Here is a 21,876-nt window from a genome sequence, read left to right as displayed (position 1 = left end):
CTGGCCATGGAAGGCTGGGAAAACATATCGCAACACCCCTTCGATATACATGTTCAGGAAACTCGTTGGATATTAGGGTTTTCCACTCGAACATGGATGTTCCGAATGCTTGAAAATCCCCCTAGTCCCTCGCCGGACGATCTTGCTGTGGTGGTTACCGATATTGGCGATCGCGCCAACGAACGGACCGCCAGCACCCTGGACTTTGGCCTGGCCGATGATGTGCCGGCTGATCGAGAACGGAAACGCAGGCGTGCCCAACTGGCCGTCGTGGACGAGTTATATGGCCCACTGAATATCGCTTCCTTGACCGTGACCCGCTCCGCCTTGGATGCGTTGGGCGCAACGATTGATGGACAGCCCCTGAACGGCCAGAACACCTTCTTGCGTATACCCAATCGATTCTTCGTCAACTCGCTGCAGTTCAGCGCGGACGCTATCGAAGCGCAGATAAGATCGATCGTCGATCCCGAAGATTACCGATTGACGACATTGCTGTTCGAACTGGCCTGCCAACGACCTCTCGCCGCCCCTCCCCTGCTGATTCAAACCGCCGATAAGCCTGCCCCGGCTAGCCTTCAAGGAAAACTGGATAAAATCCTGAGCTACGCCCAAAAGCTCAACATCCCCCAGGCCCTCCAACACACCACACTGGCCTGGGCCAACAAGGCCAAGAGCACAACCATGTCCCACACAGGCCTGGGGCTGCAGGCCTTTGGTGTCTACAGTGGTTTGCGAGGGCTGCAGGACGCTATCAAGAACAAGGACGACTACAACGTTGTCTTCAACAGCATCAGTCTCTCCGCGGAAATGACATCGATCGCAGTCGAAGACGCCGTCGTCAGGCAAGCCACGCGCATGTTCACGGCCGCTCAAGGCGCCGCAAAGGATTTCGCCCAGACACAATTGGCTTTGCGACTGCGCCGTGGCGCCGGGCTGATTGCCAGCGCACTGACGCTTCCGATCGACATTGTCAGCGCAGTTGACGCCTTCAAGGCGGCAGCTAAAAGCACCGGCAGGCAAGCGACGGACCATTACGTCAGCGCAGCCCTGAGCATCACCAGCGCGGTGATGACCGTGGGCATAGGCGTAGCAGCGTTGGCCGGCTTTTCCGCCGCCGGCCCAGTCGGCCTGGTGGCCGGCCTCGCCCTCGCGGTCGGGTCGCAGATCTGGGGGGCCGTCCGCCAAGTCGAAGAGATCGACGAGTACATCGAACTCACTGCCTATGAGCGCCTTCGCACCGGTTGGCTCGCGTTCTGGCTTCTGGAACCGGACCAGGAAATCCAGAACCGCTACATCATTGCCAAAGCCACCACCGAACACACTAAACAGCTCCAAGCCGAAGCGGCTCTCCTGTTGAAGGGACCACTGAAGGACACCACCGAAGCCATCGTGAACGGCGCGTTCCATGTAGAACTAGAAGAGGTGACTTTCAATTCAACCTCGTGGCTGACCGGTGAAAAATATCTCGAACACCATCAGCGACCGAAGATTGTAGACGGCGACGATACGGTCGATGCTCGTAATGGCGTCAATATCGATACGCCCGGGGCCACGATCGGCGCATCGGCCATGCATAAAAATGTCCACTGGAATATCGGCGACGGCAACGACACCATCCTGGGCGTCGAAAAAAAGCAGAACACCTTTCGCTACGGCAACGGCATCAAACACCTAAGCGGTGGTGAAAAAGACGATGTGTTCATGTTTGAAGGAACCAACGCGCTTCCCAACAAGCTGGAGGATAGTGTCGGACCCAGCTCGCTGGATGGCGGGCAAGGTAGCGACACACTCATCCTGGCGGGCCGGCCCGAAGGTCATCAGCTATCGAAACGGGGATACCGTGTCGATCTCGCTGGCGACCAGGTGTTCATTATCAAAGCCGACAACACAGAGCATCTCCAGACCGTACTGAAGAGTATCGAGAACATCGAGATCCACGAAGGTGGCACAAATATCATCAAGGGCACGGATGCCGCCAATATAATCAGGTCCCAGGGCCATGACAGCATCGAAGCGGGTGGCGGCGATGACAGCATTTATCTCCTGGGTGCAAATAACCTTGAGGCCGATGGCGGCCCCGGAAACGATTCATACGTCATTGCTCATAAACCCGGCTGCATAACCCTGAAGGAAGACGGACTGGATAGCAGCATTGTCCTGCTGAACTGGAGGGCAGACTTGATTGAACACTGGCAGGTCACGGGACAGGACCTGACCATTGCCTCGGTTTTCGATTCGAATGATATGGATGCTCGTCACGTCGTCATCAGGAATGTGTACAGAACAGTTGGGAATCGCCGGCACCTCAACAACAAAAAACTGATTTTCCTGACAAAAGAGGGTTACCAGCTCGCGCCAGACTTGCCTGACGTACTGGAAGGGAACGCTTCTTACAAGGCCAGCATTGTTGTAACCAAGCAAGGAACCCCCAGGAACCCTTCCATCTTGCTGGATAAAGGGACATCGATAGTTCCTCGCGACAAAGACAGCGATTACTTTTTTTCGCGCTTTGTCGGCGAAACCACAGTGGACATCAAACAACCTAGCCCCTACGCCACGACGCTCCATGTGGACTATTCAAGCGCCGAACTGACGCAAATCGAAGCCCACTACACTATCCATCTAACGAAGGACGGCGATCTCGACACCCTCCGGTATGGGAAGTGTGACCTGACGTTGCACTTCGGCAACAGTCGAGTACACATTGCGAACCTGGCAAGCTCCGATGAACGTTACACCGCCAGGGTGGCCGACCGGCGCTTGTATTCCAAGCTGAGGTTGCAACACGTTTTCATACTGGTCATGCAGGATGGAAAGTCCTATAGGCTTGCTCCCGCCTCTCCCGCCCCCGCGGTTTTCCTGGACCGCAAAATCACCAAAGCAGCCCCACTGGCCTGGACATCTGACCTGCCATTGCCACTCCCACCGACAAAGCACACCTACGCCTTCCGCCTTCCAAGGGACAAAGAGCCCTTCGTCATGGGTACCCAGGCGACATGCGCCCAGTTGACGCCGCCTCCTGTGTTGACGGGTGTTGAAGTCCTGATAGGTGAAGGCTCTACCTATCTGGTTCATTTGAAGCCACACATGACGCTACGCCTCTGCACGCCGGGCGCCCTGGCAACTGCGACGCCTCGACTGCCAGTGGCGTCCACTTGGGAACTCGACGCCACTGGCCTTGGCCACGTAACGATAAAGCTGCATCCCCAGTTGTTGCAGATCGGAAGCGTGCTCATTCATCTACCTGAATATGGCGCGCAAGACCTGATCGACCAGATAAACATCATCACTGCCAACGGCGTCGTCCATGCCGTCGACATCCTCTTTGAAAGTGTCGATGCAGACGCCATCGATGCCCGATATTTTCGCCCCCCGAAAACACCCAGCGAAACACTTCCAGTGGAACTGTCCACACTGGCCGCCACGGAAATAGAAGTACGCAATATTGCCGTCAGGGATGGTTCGGCAGGGACCGTCACCTACGATCTGGAAAAACGGACATGGTGCCTGCGTACGGATCGACTCCGCCTGCTGAAAGCGAGCGAACTCAAGAAGGTCAACCTGTGTGAACACCACATCGTTCGATTTCAAAATTTCATCCAGCGCAACCTCGACGAAACCGCCGTCTTTTCCATTGATGTATTGAAGACCCTGCGCAGCGTGTTCGTCGAGCTGTCAGAAAGGGTGACACCGACAGAAGCTGACGACCTTGAAGTTGCCACGATATTGCTCGGGGCTTTCAGCAGAACCCATTTACCCACCGAACGGTATCTCGGACAGGACATCGATCCTTTACAACTCGCCATTCAGCTCACTCTCAAATTCCTGAAACACAGCCACTAACCGGTAAATCCCTTTGCGATACATAAGTACCGCATCTGCAGCTCGAGCCTCGACGAGAATCGATATTCGAGAGCCCCTGCTCGGGCGATTTGCATTTTCATTTCTTACAAGAGACGAACGAACTGAATGGCACCTCCAAAAAAACCCCGACGCAGTGCCGGTACTTCCTCCGAAACCGGCCCTACTGCGCCCGACACGGTACCGGAAAGACCTTCCAGGCCGACAAGGCCATGGAACCCTGATACAACGCAGGATTCCGCAACGGGCCAAGCATCCGGATCGGATGCCGCGCCCTCTCCCACCGTCGTGATAGCCAACCTAAGCGCATCCGCACCCACGGCCGGTCCAAGCGCCTCGACCTCCTTGACTCGTTATTATCTCAGGAACGCTTTCTCCGACAGGCTACCCGTCGCAGACACCGCAACCGGAATCCGGACGTTTGGCACGCGCTCGTATGTCACCTTGGAAAGCGGTGAGACGGTCCAGGTCGCAAGGGATTCCGAACAACATTTCAGGGCCAAGCTGGACAGTGAGCTCCTACCTTCAGGCCCCCGCCTGGAACGCATGCCGGGCAGCTCACTCTGGCGTCAGCAAGGCGCCATGACACGAGACCAGGGGCCCCAACAACCCTCCATGATCGACAGCTGGCGTATCTCCCCGGCGTATGCAGCATCCGATCGCATCACCATAGACGGCCATCACTACCAGACGGTGGAGAACGACAAGGCGAGGCGACGCTCCATTATCTATATCAAGGACCCCAGGCATCGTCCTTATGACTTCGATACGTTTGAAAACCTTCTTTTCTTTCATTTGCATGAGCAGCCTCGTGCCGCCATCCAGATACCGCCCGACAACCAGTGGACGATTGATCCGAGACTTCCTTTTGAAAAGCCGCTGGTGGGCTATGCCATCGAGTTCTTCCCGGAACTGAGGGCGGACACCCAGAGCAAGTTTTCACGCAGACAATTTGAACTCGCCAACGACAGTTATTTCGCCGATGCTCGGGGATTGACCACGCTGAGACAGGTGTTCAACAACTGGAAGGATAAAACGGCCTCGCTGCACCCAGTGTTGACCGATCCTCTTCTGATGCTACCGACACTGCCCGTCTCTGCGGAACTTGCAGGGTTCAATCGTTCTCTTCAATTGCCATCGCCCTCCCCGACCGGACCATTGGCACGACTGGACTTCGATCCGAGCTTTTTCTTGCCGCCGTCACGTACCTTCCCAGTGATAGCGGATGATATCGAGCTCATGAAATTCATGACCGAACGACTTGAACGCAATGGCTACACGGTTTTCCCGGCCCGTTCGTTACCGTCTTTTCCCAACGTGGTGTTCAAGCGCGCAGAGCATGACTTCATATTTTTCATGACACTGCATCGCACAGAAACCCAAGACATCATCATCCCGCGTATCAACCCAAGGGATTTCGGCATTGCGTTGTCAAATCAACTCGGTCGCGAAACCATGAATGCAATGGAAAATGCCCACAACGACAATAAGCTCATCAGCCTCAGGGGCGGCATCCAGACACTTCCCAGCCACGATACGCCAACAGGGACGGTGTTCATCGTCAGGGATAATACATAGACGCCAAGTGCACCTGTCGCCCACGTTCAAAAAGACACGCCCATAAAAAAAAGCCCGCAGTGTGAGCGGGCTGAAAACCAAAGAAGCTTATGCGCAGTCGCTTTCAGGACAAGGCAGTTGCTTGGGGGATCAACTGCCTCGATACGTTGAATACGCGTAAGGCGATATCAGTAACGGTACGTGGTAATGATCCTGCTCTTGCGAAATACCGAAGCGCAGCACCACCACATCGAGAAAGGCCGGCTCGGCCAGTTGAACGCCACGGGCGCGGTAATAGTCCCCGGCGTGAAATTGGATCTGGTAGACCCCGCTGCGGTAATCGTCCCCCTGCAACAGCGGCGCGTCGCAACGACCGTCGCTGTTGGTCGTTGCACTGGCGACCAACTGCAACTGCGAACCATCGACACGGTACAGCTCGATTCTGATCGAGCTCCCAGGGCAGCCGTGTGCGGCATCCAAAACGTGAGTAGTCAAACGTCCCATTGATTGTGCGCGCCTCGCTGCTGTGCAGTCCGGCCCGACGCCTCCTGAATCAGTTGAAAGACAGGCCGCACCGTTGCGGAGCACACAACGATACGGCGATGACGAATTAAGACACTTTAAACAAGGATTGTACACAATAAATTTTTCGCAACTGCCTTGTGTCTCCGGCAACAAGGATTGGCGCCCGTTTTTCGCCTGACCCAGCGCTTACGCTAGCTGATGCGGCAATAACTGACCAGTCAGGCAGATTTCTTGCAGCGTAGACAACGCAACCTCGTGGCAAAAAATGCAAAAAACAGGCTTACAAGTCGCAAATAAAGTTGTATACAATCAACCCATCGTCGTGACGCCAGCCGGAGATTCATCACCAGGGCGCCACCTACATGGTTCGAACAAGAAGGAAAACTGCAGTGAGCGCTGACTACCCACGCGACCTGATCGGTTACGGCAGTAACCCTCCCCATCCCCAATGGCCGGGCAATGCCCGCATCGCCCTGTCCTTCGTGCTCAATTACGAAGAAGGCGGCGAGCGCAACGTCCTCCATGGCGATAAGGAATCCGAAGCGTTCCTTTCGGAAATGGTCGCGGCGCAACCGCTGCAGGGCGAGCGCAACATGAGCATGGAATCGCTGTACGAGTATGGCAGCCGTGCCGGCGTCTGGCGGATCCTCAAGCTGTTCAAGGAATTCGACATTCCCCTGACGATTTTTGCCGTTGCCATGGCCGCCCAGCGCCATCCGGACGTGATTCGAGCCATGGTCGCCGCCGGTCACGAAATCTGCAGCCACGGCTATCGCTGGATCGATTACCAATACATGGATGAAGCCCAGGAACGCGAGCACATGCTCGAAGCGATCCGCATCCTCACCGAAATCACCGGCGAGCGGCCGCTGGGCTGGTACACCGGCCGAACCGGTCCCAACACCCGCCGGCTGGTGATGGAAGAAGGCGGTTTCCTCTACGACAGCGACACCTACGACGATGACCTGCCCTACTGGGAGCCGAACAACCCTACCGGCAAGCCGCACCTGGTGATTCCCTACACCCTCGACACCAACGACATGCGCTTCACCCAGGTGCAGGGTTTCAACAAGGGCGACGATTTCTTCCAGTACCTCAAGGACGCTTTCGACGTGTTGTACGCCGAAGGCGCCGAAGCACCCAAGATGCTTTCCATCGGCCTGCACTGCCGCCTGATCGGCCGTCCTGCGCGCCTGGCCTCTCTCAAGCGTTTCCTCGAATACGCCAAGGGCCATGAGCAGGTGTGGTTCAGCCGCCGCGTCGACATCGCTCGCCACTGGCAGCAAACCCATCCGTATCAGGGGGCGTCCAAATGACCGCTTTCCAGACACTCAAGCCTTCCACCTTGAGCCGCGAAGCGTTCGTCAAAGCCTTCGCCGACATCTACGAACATTCGCCATGGGTGGCCGAGAAGGCCTTCGACCTGGGCCAGGACCCCTCGATCGACGAAATCGAGACCCTGCACCAGCGCATGAGCGACATCCTGTTGAGCGCCGATCACGCCAGCCAACTGGCGCTGATCAACGCTCACCCGGACCTGGCCGGTAAAGCTGCCGTCCAGGGCCAACTGACCGAAGCCAGCACGAACGAACAGGCCGGCGCCGGTATTCACCAATGCACGGCCGAAGAGTTCCAGCGCTTCACCGAGCTGAACGACGCCTACAAGGCCAAGTTCAAGTTTCCCTTCATCATGGCGGTAAAAGGCAGCAACCGGCATCAGATCCTCGCGGCGTTCGAAACGCGCATCCATCACTCGGCAGACGCCGAGTTCAAGTGCGCGCTGGCGGAGATCAACAAGATCGCGTTGTTCCGATTACTGACCCTTTAGCGAGCGGCATCTGACACCAGGTCCTGCAAGCATCCCCAGCCAACTTATCAAAGGCAGACAAGAAGAATGAAAGCTTACGCCGTACCGTTCGAAAAGTTCGTCAACCTGGCCGACGCCCGCCTGGGCACCAAGATCATCTCGGTCACCGATGACTGGTTCGCCGACGCCAACCGCCTGTTCCAGCCGACCCCGGCCGTGTGGAAGGAGGGCGTGTTCGACGACAACGGCAAGTGGATGGACGGCTGGGAGTCGCGCCGCAAGCGCTTCGAAGGCTACGACAGCGCGGTGATCCGCCTGGGCGTGCCAGGCTCGATCAAGGGCGTGGACATCGACACTTCATTCTTCACCGGCAACTACCCGCCGTCGGCCTCCCTTGAAGCCTGTTTCCTGGCGGAAGGCGAGCCGGACGACAACACCCAATGGACCGAAGTGCTGTCGGCCGTCGAGCTGCAAGGCAACAGCCACCACTACCACGAAATCAGCAATGACCAGGCTTTCAGCCACCTGCGCTTCAATATCTACCCTGATGGCGGCGTGGCCCGTCTGCGGGTCTATGGCGTCCCGTACCGCGACTGGTCGGCCGTGGGCGACAACGAACAGGTCGACCTGGCTGCCGCTCTTAATGGTGGCCGCGCCCTGGCCTGCTCCGACGAGCACTTCGGCCGCATGAGCAACATCCTCAACCCGGGCCGGGGCGTGAACATGGGCGACGGCTGGGAAACCGCCCGTCGTCGCACCCCGGGCAATGACTGGGTGATCGTCGCCCTGGGCCATGCCGGTATCGTTGAAAAAGTCGTCGTCGACACCCTGCACTTCAAGGGCAACTATCCGGACAGCTGCTCGATCCAGGGCGCATTCGTCAAGGGCGGCACCGACAGCCAGATCGAAACCCAGTCGCTGTTCTGGCGTGAGCTGCTGCCGAGCCAGAAACTGGAGATGCACGCTGAACACACCTTCGCCGAGCAGATCAAGGAACTGGGACCGATCACCCATATCCGCCTGAACGTGTTCCCGGACGGTGGCGTGAGTCGCCTGAGGATATTGGGCAAGGTCGCTAAATAAACGACGCACTTGTGGCGAGCAAGCTTGCTCCCGCTGGGTTGCGAAGCGACCCCGTTTCTTAAAATGGGACTGCTGCGCCCGAGGCGTCGGACCGGTCCAACGGGAGGAAGCTCCCTCGCCACAAAAGCTGAATTAACAACACAGAATTTTGGATAAGAGAACCCGCATGCGCACCCTCAAGATCGAACCATTGACCAAAGAAGCCTTCGCCCCGTTCGGTGACGTGATCGAAACCGACGGCAGCGATCACTTCATGATCAACAACGGTTCGACCATGCGCTTCCATCGCCTGGCGACGGTTGAAACCGCCACGCCGGACGACAAGGCGATCATCAGCATCTTCCGCGCCGACGCGCTGGACATGCCGCTGACCGTACGCATGCTGGAGCGCCATCCGCTGGGCAGCCAGGCTTTTATTCCGCTGCTCGGCAACCCCTTTCTGATCGTGGTCGCGCCACTTGGCGATGCACCTGTATCAGGCTTGGTCCGCGCCTTCGTCACCAACGGCAGGCAGGGCATCAATTACCATCGCGGCGTCTGGCACCACCCGGTGCTGACGATCGAAAAGCGGGATGACTTCCTGGTGGTTGATCGCAGTGGCACAGGCAATAACTGCGATGAGCATTTCTTCAAAGAGGATGAATGTTTAATCCTCGCCCCCCACCAATAAGAGAAGGTCCGATCACCCGAAGACAAGGGTGACGGGCGAGAGGTAAAGACTGTGGAAGCACATTTGCTGGAATGGCTGAACCTGAGCATTCGCTGGGTTCATATGATCACTGGCGTGGCTTGGATCGGCGCGTCGTTCTACTTCGTCTGGCTGGAAAACAACCTCAATCGCGTCAACCCCAGGAGCGGCCTGGCCGGCGACTTGTGGGCCATCCACGGTGGCGGTATCTACCACCTGGAAAAATACAAACTCGCACCACCGGCCATGCCGGACAACCTGCACTGGTTCAAGTGGGAAGCCTACTTCACCTGGATGTCGGGTGTCGCGCTGTTGTGCGTGGTCTTCTATTGGAACCCGACCGTCTACCTGCTGGCCCCGGGCAGCAGCCTGAGCGGCGCTGAAGGCGTGGCCCTGGGCATCGGTTCGTTGCTGGTCGGCTGGTTCGTTTATTCCTTTCTCTGCGACTCGGCCTTGGGCAAGCGTCCCGCCCTGCTCGGCCTGATCCTGTTCGTGCTGTTGATTGCCGCGGCCTACGGCTTCAGCAAGGTGTTCAGCGGTCGTGGCGCCTACCTGCATGTCGGGGCGGTCATCGGCACGATCATGGTCGGCAACGTGTTCCGCATCATCATGCCGGCACAACGTGCCCTGGTGGCGGCCATCGCCGAGAACCGCACCCCCGACCCGGCACTGCCCGCCAAAGGCCTGTTGCGCTCGCGCCACAACAACTACTTCACCCTGCCGGTGCTGTTCATCATGATCAGCAACCATTTCCCGAGCACCTACGGCAGCCAATACAACTGGCTGATCCTGGCGGGTATTGCCGTGGCGGCGGTGTTGGTGCGTCACTACTTCAACACGCGCCATGACAGCAATCGGTTTGCCTGGACATTGCCGGTCGGCGCGTTGGCGATGATCTGCCTGGCCTATGTCACCGGTCCCAAGCCGATGCCCACCGCGCCGGAAGTCGCCAAGGTGCCGGGCGTGATCGAGTATCAGCCGTTGCCGGAGACAGCGGTGGGTGGCGGCGCCAAGCCCGCAGCACCGGCACAGGCCGCCGCGCCTGCCCAGGCCTCCAATGCCCAGGGCCCGTCGTTCGAGAAAGTCCATAGTGTCATTCAGGAACGCTGCTCGGTCTGCCACTCGGCCAAGCCCACCAGCCCGCTGTTCAGCGCGGCGCCGGGCGGGGTGATGTTCGATACGCCGCAGCAGATCCAGCAAGAAGCCGCGCGCATCCAGGCCCAGGCCGTGACCACCCAGATCATGCCACTGGGCAATATCACCCAGATGACCCAGCAAGAGCGCGACCTGATTGGCGCCTGGATCACCCAAGGCGCGCGGACCAACTAGTCCTCAGTTCATTTCGCCCTACATGCAATACCGCAGACAGGCTGACCGGCACACCACCGGTCGCCCGTCAGCGGCCGCCTGCGCCTCGACAATAACAACAAGAGGAAAGCACCCCATGCACGCGTCCCACCCCAATGCCCCACATTCGCCGCCAATGCGCTGTCGCAGCGCACTTGAGCCTCTCCATGCAAGCCCGTATCCTGCGCGGCCGTTCGAATCCGGACGCCTCCAAATAACAATCGGATCCTGACCGATGCCGCTGTTTTTCAGCTCTTGTCACAAACAAAAAGCTGACCGAACGGATGTTTATCCGTGGAAAAAGCGCCACACCAGAGCGCTGACGACAAGAAACGCGATACCACTTACCTTTGGGAGCAAACCGAATGAAACGTACGTGCACCAACCTGATCGTTGCGGGATCTTTGTTGGCCGGGGGCCAAGCCGTGGCGGGCGACCTGTTCCAATGGCAGAACAACAGCCTGAGCTACCTCTACGGCAAGGACTTCCAGATCAACCCACGCATCCAGCAGACCGTGACGTTCGAGCACGCCGATGCCTGGAAATACGGCGACAATTTTTTCTTCCTCGACCGAATCTTCTATAACGGCCAGGACGACAGCCAGTCCGGTCCCAATACCTATTACGGCGAGTTCAGCCCACGCTTGTCGTTCGGCAAGATAGTTGATCGGAAGTTTGAGATGGGACCAATCAAGGACGTGCTGCTGGCAATGACGTATGAGTTCGGGGAGGGCGACAACGAGTCGTACCTGATCGGCCCGGGCTTAGACCTGGCGATCCCCGGTTTCGATTATTTCCAGTTGAATTTCTACAACCGCCAGACCGAAGGATCGCGCGCCGGCGACAACGTCTGGCAGATCACCCCGGTCTGGGCCTACACCGTGCCGGTGGGTTCATCCGATATCCTGTTCGACGGTTTCATCGACTGGGTCGTGGATAACGACACGAACTCAAAAGGCACTTACCACGCCAACCTGCACATCGTTCCGCAGATCAAATATGACCTGGGCAAGGCCTTGAAGCTGGGCGCCAAGCAGTTATATGTCGGGGTGGAATACGATTACTGGAAAAACAAGTACGCGATCGAAGACAGCGGTAGTTTCAAGACCAACCAGAGCAATACCAGTTTCTTGTTGAAGTATCACTTCTGATCCGCTTCATGGAGCGGGCAAGCCCGCTCCCACATCAAATGTGAGCCAACCCCAGGAACCGGCTCAACGCCTCACGCTGCGCCAGCGCATCCTGACGTCCCAGCTCGATCAATTCCCCACAATATCCCGCCTCGAACAGCAGATAGCTCAGTACCCCGGCCCCGCTGGTCTTCGTCGCCCCCGGCCCGCGCAAGAACAGCCGCAATGCACGGGGCAATTCCTGGCGATGACGCGCGGCAATCTCATCGATCGGCTGGCTTGGCGAAATCACCAGCACCTCCACCGGTGCCGCGCCGAGGGTGTGGGCCGGAACGCCGTCGGGCAGCAGATGGCTGAACTGGTTGAGGCGTTCCAACAACTCGATGTCGCTTTCCAGGCTGTCGATGAACGTGCTGTTGAGCATGTGGCCGCCGATCTGCGCCAAGGTAGGTTGCAGGCCGGTGTAGCTGCGCTCCTGGGGAGTTTGCCCACCCGCACCGCGCGGATTGCCGCTGACACCGATGACCAGCACACGATTGGCCCCCAAGTGCAACGCTGGACTGATGGGTGCCGATTGGCGCACCGCGCCGTCGCCAAAGTACTGGGGGCCGATCTTGACCGGCGCGAACAGCAAGGGGATCGCCGAACTGGCCAGCAGATGCTCCACCGACAACTGCGTGGGCACACCGATGCGCCGATGTCGCAACCAGGCACCAATGGTGCCGCGTCCTTGGTAGAACGTCACCGCCTGTCCGGACTCGTAGCCGAACGCCGTCACAGCCACCGCCCGCAACTGGTGCTCGGCGATTGCCTGTTCGATACCCGACGCGTGGAACTGGGCCTGGAGCAAGTCGCGCAACGGCGAACTGTCCACCAGCGCTACCGGCAACTTGGCCCCCAGGCCCAATAGGCTGTGCGTGATGAAACGCGTCGCCTGAGCGACCACGCCGCGCCAGTCGCTGCGCATCACCTGATGGCTGCGCACCGCCTGCCAAAACGCAGTCAAACGCTCGGTGGCGGTCTTGAAATCGGTCGCCCCGCTCGCCAGGCTGACCGCATTGATCGCGCCGGCCGACGTGCCGACGATCACCGGAAACGGGTTTCGCGCCCCATCCGGCAATAATTCGGCGATGGCCGCCAATACGCCCACTTGATATGCCGCTCGAGCCCCGCCGCCGGAAAGAATCAAACCTGTCACCGGTTCAGCTGGGGTCATCGCAATGCTCCGTGCTCAGTCAATTAGGCTACATACTCAACCGCGTTTGTCGTACAGCTTCGGCTCGCCCGGCGGACGGGTCTTGAAGCGCCGATGGGCCCAGAGGTACTGCTCGGGACACTGGCTGACCGATTTTTCCACCCATTGGTTGATGCGAATGCAATCGGCTTCCTCGGTCTCCCCCGGAAAATCCCCCAGCGGCGCCTGGATCACCAGGCGATAGCCGCTGCCATCAGCCAGGCGTTCCTGGACGAACGGTACGACCAACGCCTTGCCCAGGCGGGCGAATTTAGTGGTGGCGGTGACTGTTGCCGCCTGGATGCCAAACAATGGCACAAATATGCTTTGCTTGGCGCCGTAGTCCTGGTCCGGCGCGTACCAGATCGCTCGACCGGCGCGCAGCAGCTTGAGCATGCCGCGCACATCATCGCGCTCCACGGCCAGGGAATCGAGGTTATGCCGTTCGCGGCCGCGGCGCTGGATGTAGTCGAACAACGGGTTCTTGTGCTCTCGGTACATGCCGTCGATGGTGTGTTGCTGGCCCAGCAATGCGGCGCCGATTTCCAGCGTGGTGAAATGCAGCGCCATCAGGATCACACCCTTGCCATCGCGCTGGGCTTGCTTGAGATGCTCCAGGCCTTCGACGTGGGCCAGCTTCGCCAGGCGCGAACGCGACCACCACCAGCTCATGGCCATTTCGAAAAACGCGATGCCAGTGGACGCAAAGTTTTCCTTGAGCAAACGCTTGCGTTCGGCGGCTGGCTTTTCGGGGAAACACAGCTCCAGGTTGCGACGGGCGATGCGCCGCCGGTCGCCTGCGACCCGGTACATCAGCGCGCCCAGCCCACGACCGATTCGCAGCAGCAACGGATAGGGCAACTGAACGATCAGCCACAACAATCCTAGGCCACACCACAGCAGCCAGAAACGCGGGTGAAAAAAAGCAGCTCGAAAACGCGGGCGATCCATTACAGCTTCCACAAAGACCTCGGCCGCGCATTCTACATTGTTCGACCCGGCTTGCGGCTCGCGGGCGATCTCGTTATAAGTCTCGGCACTTTTAGTGACAAGTCGTTGTACGCCGACCATGAGCCAAACCGAACCGCTAGACCAAGATCCCGTGTTCCAGCTGAAGGGCAGCATGCTCGCCATCACGGTGCTGGAACTGGCCCGTAACGACCTGGAAGGTCTTGACCGGCAGTTGGCGGCAAAAGTCGCCCAGGCCCCGAATTTCTTCAGCAACGCACCGCTGGTATTGGCGCTGGACAAGCTGCCGGCCGGCGAAGGTTCAGTGGACTTGCCAGGCCTGATGCGCGTCTGCCGCCAACACGGCCTGCGCACCCTGGCGATCCGCGCCAGCCGTATCGAAGACATTGCCGCCGCGATCGCCGTGGATATTCCGGTACTGCCGCCGTCCGGCGCCCGTGAGCGGGTGTTGGAGCTGAGCCCGGCCGAACCGAAAAAACCGGAGAAACCGCCCGAGCCCACCATCAAGCCTACCCGAGTCATCACCTCGCCGGTGCGCGGCGGACAGCAGATTTATGCCCAGGGTGGCGATCTGGTCATCGTGTCCTCGGTCAGTCCGGGCGCGGAACTTCTGGCCGATGGCAACATCCATGTATACGGCCCGATGCGCGGCCGTGCGCTGGCCGGTGTCAAGGGCGACACCAAGGCAAGGATCTTCTGTCAGCAGTTGAGCGCCGAACTGGTTTCCATCGCCGGGCAATACAAGGTCTCCGAGGACTTGCGTCGCGACCCGTTGTGGGGTGCCGGCGTCCAGGTCAGCCTGTCGGGCGACGTGTTGAACATCATTCGGCTTTAACGGATACTGCCGCATTTTCCAAGCATCTCTAAAACTTAGCGAAAACAGCTTAAACGACGTAGGAAAAAGGATCAGGCAGTGTTTACCGGAGGTAGACCCCGCCCCCATATCCGATTCCAGCCAAGCCTGTCCAGTTGCAGCAGTTTTCCAGAGATGTTTTTCAGGGGCTGACACAGTCCTTTTTCCTTAGGGGTGAAACACCTTGGCCAAGATTCTCGTGGTTACATCCGGCAAGGGTGGTGTGGGTAAGACCACCACCAGCGCCGCTATCGGTACCGGCCTCGCCTTGCGCGGCCACAAAACAGTCATCGTCGACTTCGACGTCGGCCTGCGTAACCTCGACCTGATCATGGGTTGCGAGCGTCGCGTGGTCTATGACTTCGTCAATGTGGTCAATGGCGAAGCGAACCTGCAACAAGCCCTGATCAAGGACAAACGCCTCGAAAACCTGTACGTGCTGGCCGCCAGCCAGACCCGCGACAAGGACGCGCTGACCCAGGAAGGCGTGGAAAAAGTCCTGATGCAGCTCAAGGAAGACTTCGAGTTCGTGGTCTGCGACTCCCCGGCCGGTATCGAAAAAGGTGCCCACCTGGCCATGTACTTCGCTGACGAAGCGATCGTCGTGACCAACCCGGAAGTCTCGTCGGTACGTGACTCGGATCGCATGCTGGGCCTTCTGGCAAGCAAGTCTCGTCGCGCCGAGAAGGGCGAAGAGCCGATCAAGGAACACTTGCTGATTACCCGCTACCACCCAGAGCGCGTGGAAAAGGGCGAGATGCTCGGCGTCGAAGACGTCAAGGAAATTCTCGCCGTCAGGCTCCTCGGCGTAATCCCGGAATCCCAGGCGGTGCTCAAGGCATCCAACCAGGGCGTGCCGGTGATCCTCGACGATCAGAGCGACGCCGGCCAGGCCTACAGCGATACCGTTGATCGCCTGCTGGGCAAAGACCTGGAACACCGGTTCCTGAACGTCGAGAAGAAGGGATTCTTCGAGCGTCTGTTTGGAGGTAGGTAATGAACCTTTTTGACTTCTTTCGTGCCAACAAAAAGCCAAGTACCGCCTCGGTCGCGAAAGAGCGTCTACAGATCATCGTGGCGCACGAACGCGGCCAACGCAGCACCCCTGACTACCTGCCAGCCTTGCAGAAGGAACTGGTGGAAGTGATCCGCAAGTACGTCAATATCGGCAACGATGACGTGCATGTGGCGCTGGAAAGCCAGGGCAGCTGCTCGATTCTGGAACTCAATATCACCCTGCCGGATCGCTGATCGATCCAGCGGTAGCCACGGCGGCTCGGGCCCTCTCCTCTCTTCCCTCGGGATTTGAGCAGGGCCCGAGCCGCCGTTGGCGTTTGTACGAGACTGTTTAATGCCCCTGTCCAACATTCGCATCATCCATCAGGATGCCGCCGTGCTCGTGGTCGACAAACCGACCCTGCTGCTGTCCGTGCCAGGCCGGGCAGACGACAACAAGGATTGCCTGATCACCCGCCTGCAGGAAAACGGCTACCCGGAAGCGCGAATCGTGCACCGGCTCGACTGGGAAACTTCCGGCATCATCCTGCTGGCCCGCGATCCGGACACTCATCGTGAGTTATCCCGGCAGTTTCATGATCGAGAAACTGAAAAAGCCTACACAGCGTTGTGCTGGGGCCAACCGGAACTGGACAGCGGCAGTATCGACTTGCCCCTGCGCTACGACCCGCCGACCAAACCTCGGCATGTGGTGGACCATGAGCAGGGCAAACACGCCCTGACGTTCTGGCGCGTACTGGAACGTTGCGGCGACTGGTGCCGAGTCGAACTGACGCCAATCACCGGACGCTCGCACCAATTGCGCGTGCACATGCTTTCCATCGGCCATCCGCTGCTGGGCGATGGACTCTATGCCCACCCGCAAGCCCTCGCCGCCTGGCCACGCCTGTGCCTGCACGCCAGCATGCTCAGCTTCACCCACCCGCAAAGCGGCGAGCGCCTGCGCTTCGAGTGTCCGGCGCCGTTTTAGCAAGCAGTAGCCATATCGTGGCGGGGATGATCATCGACGCTGCTAATACGGTAAACTCCAGCCCATTGCTGTCTGGAGCTACTTATGCGCGCAGAGTTGAACCAAGGCCTGATCGATTTCCTCAAGGCCTCCCCTACCCCGTTCCACGCCACCGCCAGTCTTGCCCAGCGCCTGGAGGCGGCGGGTTACCAGCGTCTTGATGAGCGCGAAACCTGGGCCACCGAGGCCAATGGTCGTTATTACGTCACGCGCAACGATTCCTCGATCATCGCTTTCAAACTGGGCCGCAACTCACCACTGCACGACGGCATCCGCCTGGTCGGCGCCCACACCGACAGCCCTTGCCTGCGGGTCAAGCCGCAGCCGGAACTGCAACGCCAGGGGTTCTGGCAGCTAGGCGTCGAAGTGTACGGCGGCGCCCTGCTGGCGCCGTGGTTCGACCGCGACCTGTCGTTGGCCGGCCGTGTGACCTTCCGCCGTGACGGCAAGGTCGAGAGCCAGTTGATCGACTTCAAGGCGCCGATCGCCACGATTCCAAACCTGGCCATCCATCTCAACCGCGAAGCCAACCAGGGCTGGGCGATCAATCCGCAAAACGAGCTGCCACCGATCCTCGCCCAGTTCGCCGGCGACGAACGCGTCGACTTCCGCGCCGTGCTCACCGATCAACTCGCTCGTGAACACGGCCTGAACGCCGACGTGGTGCTCGATTACGAGTTGAGCTTCTACGACACGCAAAGCGCGGCGGTCATTGGCCTGCACGGCGACTTCATCGCGGGCGCGCGCCTGGATAACCTGCTGTCGTGCTACGCGGGCCTGCAAGCCTTGCTGAGCGCCGAGACCGACGAAATTTGCGTGCTGGTGTGCAATGATCATGAAGAAGTCGGCTCTGCCTCGGCGTGTGGCGCGGACGGGCCGATGCTCGAACAGACCCTGCGGCGTCTTCTGCCCGAAGGAGAAGAATTCGTACGCACCATTCAGAAATCCCTGCTGGTCTCCGCGGACAATGCCCACGGCGTACACCCCAACTATGCCGACAAGCACGACGCCAACCATGGCCCCAAGCTCAACGCCGGCCCGGTGATCAAGGTCAACACCAACCAACGCTACGCCACCAACAGCGAAACCGCCGGATTCTTCCGTCACCTGTGCATGGCCGAAGAAGTGCCAGTGCAGAGCTTCGTGGTGCGCAGCGACATGGGTTGCGGCTCCACCATCGGCCCGATCACCGCCAGCCAGTTGGGCGTGCGCACGGTGGACATCGGCCTGCCGACCTTCGCCATGCATTCGATCCGTGAGCTGTGCGGCAGCCATGACCTGGCGCACCTGGTGAAAGTGCTGAGCGCGTTCTACGCATCTCGCGAGTTGCCCTGAGCCTTGGTGGCGAGGGAGCTTGCTTCCTCGCCACAACAGTGTTCACTCCAGATTCTGAAGCAGCCTGTGACACACGTCAGCCCATCCCCGCCAAACCCCAACTAGACTGACCTTATCCTTCCCGACAAGGCAGTCGCCATGATCTCCATGTCCTCGTTCAACGCCATGCTGGTGCCCATCATTGCCGGCATGGTCCTGCTCGCCATCGGCTTTAACTTCCGCGACAAGAACGTCGGGGTGTTTGCCATGTGGATCGGCATGTTGCTGATTCTGGTCACCGTGTTGTTCCGGATCCTGGCGAAACTCAACGAGTCCTACTGAATACGCCTCAGACGGGTTGTTCCGGCACGTCCACGCCGACGTGGATTGCATCGTGCCGCCAGAACTCAAGATCGCAATCGATCAGCCGTTGATGCTGGTCGTAGTTGACCCGTGCAATCCGAAGCCCGGGGCTGCCAACCGATACTTTCAATGCCGCTGCCGCTTCAGGTTGTAGCGAGGTGGGCACGATCTCGAACTTCACCCGACCGTAATGCAGGTCGTAATGACGCGCATACAGCTCAGTCATCGACTGGTTAAGGTCAAATTCAAGGATGCCCGGGAAATACGCCGGGTTCAGGTAGTGTTCGACGTACAGCACCAGTCGCTCATCGATGCGCCGGGTTCGACAGATCTGGATGACGCTGGACAACGCCGGCAGTTGCAACCAGGCGCAGACCGCCGCCGAAGCAGGTTGCAGGCGGGCCGAGATCACCTGGGTAGACGGCACCCGCCCCTGGGCAGCGACCATCGCGTGGAAATGGCTACGCTGCATCAGGTTGTAAGCCAGCCGTGGCGGCGAGACAAACCAGCCCCGGCGCTCCTCCCGGTAAATCTGCCCTTGGGCTTCGAGCTGCAACAAAGCCTCACGCACGGTGATCCGGGTGGTCCCGAACAACTCGCTCAACTTGCGTTCGGCCGGCAACTTGCTACCCGGCGCCAGCAAGCCGTGGTCAAGTTGCTCTTGCAGGACCTGCCCGATAGTTGTCACCGCTTTGGTTGTCTCAACGCGCATCAACGTTACCTATCTGGACTAGACCAGCACTGTTTCGGGGCAGGATTCGATGGCGCATCGATCCACGTCTCATGCCTGCAAGCCTAGGCACTGCGCATGACTGATAGATGACACAACCGCCGAACGGTCACACATGCACTTGCAATTAAACGGCCAGGGCCTTGCGGAGCGGGTGTTTGCTCATGGTCTACGCTTATCCCACAGCGACTCTCCGTGAGCCCGACGATTGCTGGCGAACTTCCCGTCGACATCAAAATGTCATGGGAGACGCCTACATTGGCTCAGGTATTGCTGACCTAGACCAACACAACCGCAATCGCAGCGTTGAAAACGCCCATAGGAGCTTCGGATGAAACAGCTTTTCCTGGCATCACTGTTAGGCTCGACCATTGCCATGAGCACCGCCGCCATGGCCGCTGATACCGATCTGAAAACATTGGAAGCCGCTGCGAAAGCGGAAGGTGCCGTCAACAGCGTCGGCATGCCTGATGACTGGGCAAACTGGAAGGGCACTTGGGACGACCTGGCCAAGCTCTATGGCCTGAAGCACATCGACACCGATATGAGTTCCGCCCAGGAAATCGCCAAGTTCGCCGCCGAGAAAGACAATGCCAGCGCCGACATCGGCGACGTTGGTGCCGCCTTTGGCCCGATCGCGGTGAAACAGGGCGTGGTCCAGCCCTACAAGCCAAGCACTTGGGACCAGGTTCCGGACTGGGCCAAGGACAAGGATGGCAACTGGGCCCTGGCCTACACCGGCACTATTGCCTTCATCGTCAACAAGAAGCTGCTGCACGGTTCCGAAGTGCCAACCAAATGGGCTGACCTCAAGACCGGCAAGTACAAAGTCTCCATCGGTGACGTGAGCACCGCCGCCCAGGCTGCGAATGGTGTGCTGGCTGCGGCCCTGGCAAACGGCGGCGACGAGAAGAACATCAAGCCAGCCTTGTTGTTGTTCGCTGACATCGCCAAGCAAGGACGCCTCTCCATGGCCAACCCGACCATTGCGACCATGGAAAAAGGTGAAGTCGAAGTCGGCGTGGTCTGGGACTTCAACGGTCTGAGTTACAAGGCCAAAATGGCCAATCCAGATGACTACGTCGTGTTGATTCCCTCCGACGGCTCGGTGATTTCCGGCTACACCACGATCATCAACAAATACGCCAAGCACCCGAACGCCGCCAAGCTGACCCGTGAATACATTTTCAGCGACGCTGGCCAGATCAACCTGGCCAAGGGCAATGCCCGCCCAATCCGCGCAGAGCACCTGAAGCTGCCGGAAGAGGTACAGGCCAAGCTGCTGCCGAACGAGCAGTACAAAAAAGTGACTCCGATCAAGGATGCGGACGCGTGGGAGAAGACTTCCAAGGCACTGCCGCAAATGTGGAACGAAGAAGTCATCGTCGAGATGAAGTGAAGCGCTAGCTCCCGCTCGGATATCCATTGAGGATCCTCTGTGGGAGCGGGCTTGCTCGCCAAAGCGGTGTGTCAGTCAGCATCACCGTTGATTGAAATTCCATCTTCGCGAGCAAGCCCGCTCCCACCTGTGGAGAGTCCGAGCTTTCTGGTATCAGCCCGGAGTCCCGGTCCCCATGAAGCACAACGTCATCCTGGTGGTGCTCGATGGCCTCAACTACGAGGTCGCCCGGCATGCCATGGGACATTTGCAGGCGTATGTCGGCGCAGGACGCGCGGCGCTCTACAAGCTGGAATGTGAACTGCCCGCCCTGTCCCGCCCGCTCTACGAATGCATCCTCACCGGGGTCGTGCCCATCGACAGCGGCATCGTGCACAACAACGTCTCGCGCCTGTCGAACCAGCGCAGCATTTTCCACTACGCCATCGAAGGCGGTCTCAGTACGGCGGCCGCGGCCTACCACTGGGTCAGTGAGCTCTACAACGCGTCACCCTTCGTAGCCGGTCGTGATCGTCACACCGACAACCCCGACCTGCCGATCCAATACGGCCATTTCTACTGGAATGACCACTACCCCGATTCCCATCTGCTCGCCGACGCGGAACACCTGCGCCAGCGCTACTTGCCGAACTTCCTGCTGGTGCATCCAATGAACATTGACGATGCCGGCCACAAGCACGGCCTCGATACGCCGCAATACCGCAACAGCGCCCGCTCGGCCGATATCAACCTGGCGGTCTACCTGCAAGCCTGGCTCGACGTCGGTTACCAGGTGCTGGTGACGTCCGACCACGGCATGAACAGCGACCGTTCCCACAACGGCTTGCTGGCCGAAGAACGCGAGGTTCCGCTGTTTGTCCTCGGTGATGGCTTCAGCCTTGACGCCAGTGCTGCCCCTCGGCAGACCGAACTGTGCGGCACGATTTGCCAATTGCTCGGCGTCGACCACGACAAACCTTATTGCCGGGAGTTACTCAAGTGAACGCC

The 21,876-nt window shown here is 59.1% G+C and carries 20 protein-coding genes; 16 read left to right on the top strand and 4 right to left on the bottom strand.

What is annotated here, in order from left to right:
- Positions 1 to 105 precede the first annotated feature (105 nt).
- The gene (locus VQ575_RS07315; protein WP_325919375.1) at positions 106 to 3,846 is read left to right on the top strand and encodes a calcium-binding protein; all 3,741 of its coding nucleotides are present in this window, start codon (positions 106 to 108) and stop codon (positions 3,844 to 3,846) included.
- A 633-nt stretch (positions 3,847 to 4,479) separates the two neighbouring features.
- Positions 4,480 to 5,442 (top strand): hypothetical protein, encoded by a 963-nt coding sequence (locus tag VQ575_RS07310; protein WP_325919374.1) that lies wholly within the window; start codon positions 4,480 to 4,482, stop codon positions 5,440 to 5,442.
- Positions 5,443 to 5,571: 129 nt separating this feature from the next.
- Here VQ575_RS07310 and uraH read toward each other — a convergent pair whose 3' ends face one another.
- Complete coding sequence (gene uraH, locus VQ575_RS07305) at positions 5,572 to 5,925, bottom strand: hydroxyisourate hydrolase (protein WP_039594510.1); 354 nt, start codon at positions 5,923 to 5,925, stop codon at positions 5,572 to 5,574.
- Positions 5,926 to 6,335: 410 nt separating this feature from the next.
- On the opposite strand from uraH, the gene puuE reads away from it, so the two are divergent.
- From puuE to VQ575_RS07275, 6 genes are all read left to right on the top strand, one after another.
- Positions 6,336 to 7,262, top strand: coding sequence for an allantoinase PuuE (puuE, locus tag VQ575_RS07300; RefSeq protein ID WP_325919373.1), 927 nt, complete (start codon positions 6,336 to 6,338; stop codon positions 7,260 to 7,262).
- Positions 7,259 to 7,774, top strand: a complete 516-nt coding sequence (uraD, locus tag VQ575_RS07295; RefSeq protein ID WP_039594512.1) for a 2-oxo-4-hydroxy-4-carboxy-5-ureidoimidazoline decarboxylase — start codon at positions 7,259 to 7,261, stop codon at positions 7,772 to 7,774. Before puuE ends, uraD begins: the two co-directional genes overlap by 4 nt.
- 66 nt (positions 7,775 to 7,840) lie before the next feature.
- Entirely contained in the window at positions 7,841 to 8,836 is a 996-nt protein-coding gene (alc, locus tag VQ575_RS07290; RefSeq protein WP_039594513.1) for an allantoicase, read from the top strand.
- Between the two features lie 166 nt (positions 8,837 to 9,002).
- Entirely contained in the window at positions 9,003 to 9,506 is a 504-nt protein-coding gene (locus VQ575_RS07285) for an ureidoglycolate lyase (protein ID WP_039594514.1), read from the top strand.
- 51 nt (positions 9,507 to 9,557) lie between these two features.
- Positions 9,558 to 10,853, top strand: a complete 1,296-nt coding sequence (locus tag VQ575_RS07280; RefSeq protein ID WP_039594515.1) for a urate hydroxylase PuuD — start codon at positions 9,558 to 9,560, stop codon at positions 10,851 to 10,853.
- A 383-nt stretch (positions 10,854 to 11,236) separates the two neighbouring features.
- The gene (locus VQ575_RS07275; protein WP_325919372.1) at positions 11,237 to 12,022 is read left to right on the top strand and encodes an outer membrane protein OmpK; all 786 of its coding nucleotides are present in this window, start codon (positions 11,237 to 11,239) and stop codon (positions 12,020 to 12,022) included.
- Between the two features lie 34 nt (positions 12,023 to 12,056).
- On the opposite strand, the gene VQ575_RS07270 is transcribed toward VQ575_RS07275, so the two are convergent.
- Both VQ575_RS07270 and VQ575_RS07265 read right to left on the bottom strand, forming a co-directional pair.
- Positions 12,057 to 13,217 carry a patatin-like phospholipase family protein gene (locus VQ575_RS07270; protein ID WP_039594517.1) on the bottom strand — a complete coding sequence of 387 codons (1,161 nt, stop codon included), beginning with the start codon at positions 13,215 to 13,217 and terminating at the stop codon, positions 12,057 to 12,059.
- 36 nt (positions 13,218 to 13,253) lie between these two features.
- Entirely contained in the window at positions 13,254 to 14,186 is a 933-nt protein-coding gene (locus VQ575_RS07265) for a lipid A biosynthesis lauroyl acyltransferase (RefSeq protein ID WP_325919371.1), read from the bottom strand.
- Between the two features lie 118 nt (positions 14,187 to 14,304).
- Between VQ575_RS07265 and minC the strand changes: the two genes are divergently transcribed.
- From minC to VQ575_RS07235, 6 genes are all read left to right on the top strand, one after another.
- Entirely contained in the window at positions 14,305 to 15,039 is a 735-nt protein-coding gene (gene minC / locus VQ575_RS07260) for a septum site-determining protein MinC (protein ID WP_045156646.1), read from the top strand.
- A gap of 202 nt (positions 15,040 to 15,241) precedes the next feature.
- Entirely contained in the window at positions 15,242 to 16,054 is an 813-nt protein-coding gene (gene minD / locus VQ575_RS07255; protein WP_039594519.1) for a septum site-determining protein MinD, read from the top strand.
- On the top strand, positions 16,054 to 16,308 hold the full coding sequence (gene minE, locus VQ575_RS07250) for a cell division topological specificity factor MinE (RefSeq protein WP_039594520.1): 255 nt from the start codon (positions 16,054 to 16,056) through the stop codon (positions 16,306 to 16,308). Before minD ends, minE begins: the two co-directional genes overlap by 1 nt.
- Positions 16,309 to 16,408: 100 nt before the next feature.
- Positions 16,409 to 17,044: an RluA family pseudouridine synthase gene (locus tag VQ575_RS07245; protein WP_018612476.1), complete on the top strand. Its 636-nt coding sequence runs from the start codon at positions 16,409 to 16,411 to the stop codon at positions 17,042 to 17,044.
- An 84-nt stretch (positions 17,045 to 17,128) separates the two neighbouring features.
- Positions 17,129 to 18,418, top strand: a complete 1,290-nt coding sequence (locus VQ575_RS07240) for a M18 family aminopeptidase (protein WP_325919370.1) — start codon at positions 17,129 to 17,131, stop codon at positions 18,416 to 18,418.
- Between the two features lie 138 nt (positions 18,419 to 18,556).
- A complete protein-coding gene (locus VQ575_RS07235) occupies positions 18,557 to 18,739 on the top strand; it encodes a hypothetical protein (protein ID WP_045156649.1) in 183 nt (60 codons plus the stop codon).
- A gap of 7 nt (positions 18,740 to 18,746) precedes the next feature.
- On the opposite strand, the gene VQ575_RS07230 is transcribed toward VQ575_RS07235, so the two are convergent.
- Positions 18,747 to 19,472, bottom strand: a complete 726-nt coding sequence (locus tag VQ575_RS07230) for a UTRA domain-containing protein (protein WP_039594523.1) — start codon at positions 19,470 to 19,472, stop codon at positions 18,747 to 18,749.
- A gap of 349 nt (positions 19,473 to 19,821) precedes the next feature.
- Here VQ575_RS07230 and VQ575_RS07225 point away from each other — a divergent pair, with 349 nt between their 5' ends.
- Complete coding sequence (locus VQ575_RS07225) at positions 19,822 to 20,889, top strand: ABC transporter substrate-binding protein (RefSeq protein ID WP_039594524.1); 1,068 nt, start codon at positions 19,822 to 19,824, stop codon at positions 20,887 to 20,889.
- 175 nt (positions 20,890 to 21,064) lie between these two features.
- The gene (locus VQ575_RS07220; RefSeq protein ID WP_325919369.1) at positions 21,065 to 21,871 is read left to right on the top strand and encodes an alkaline phosphatase family protein; all 807 of its coding nucleotides are present in this window, start codon (positions 21,065 to 21,067) and stop codon (positions 21,869 to 21,871) included.
- The last annotated feature ends 5 nt before the right edge of the window (positions 21,872 to 21,876 follow it).

It is taken from the genome of Pseudomonas frederiksbergensis (assembly GCF_035751725.1).
Taxonomy (GTDB): Bacteria; Pseudomonadota; Gammaproteobacteria; order Pseudomonadales; family Pseudomonadaceae; genus Aquipseudomonas; species Aquipseudomonas frederiksbergensis_A.
The sequence above is the reverse complement of the archived record's forward strand: the minus strand, read 5'-3'. Positions and strand labels throughout refer to the sequence as shown.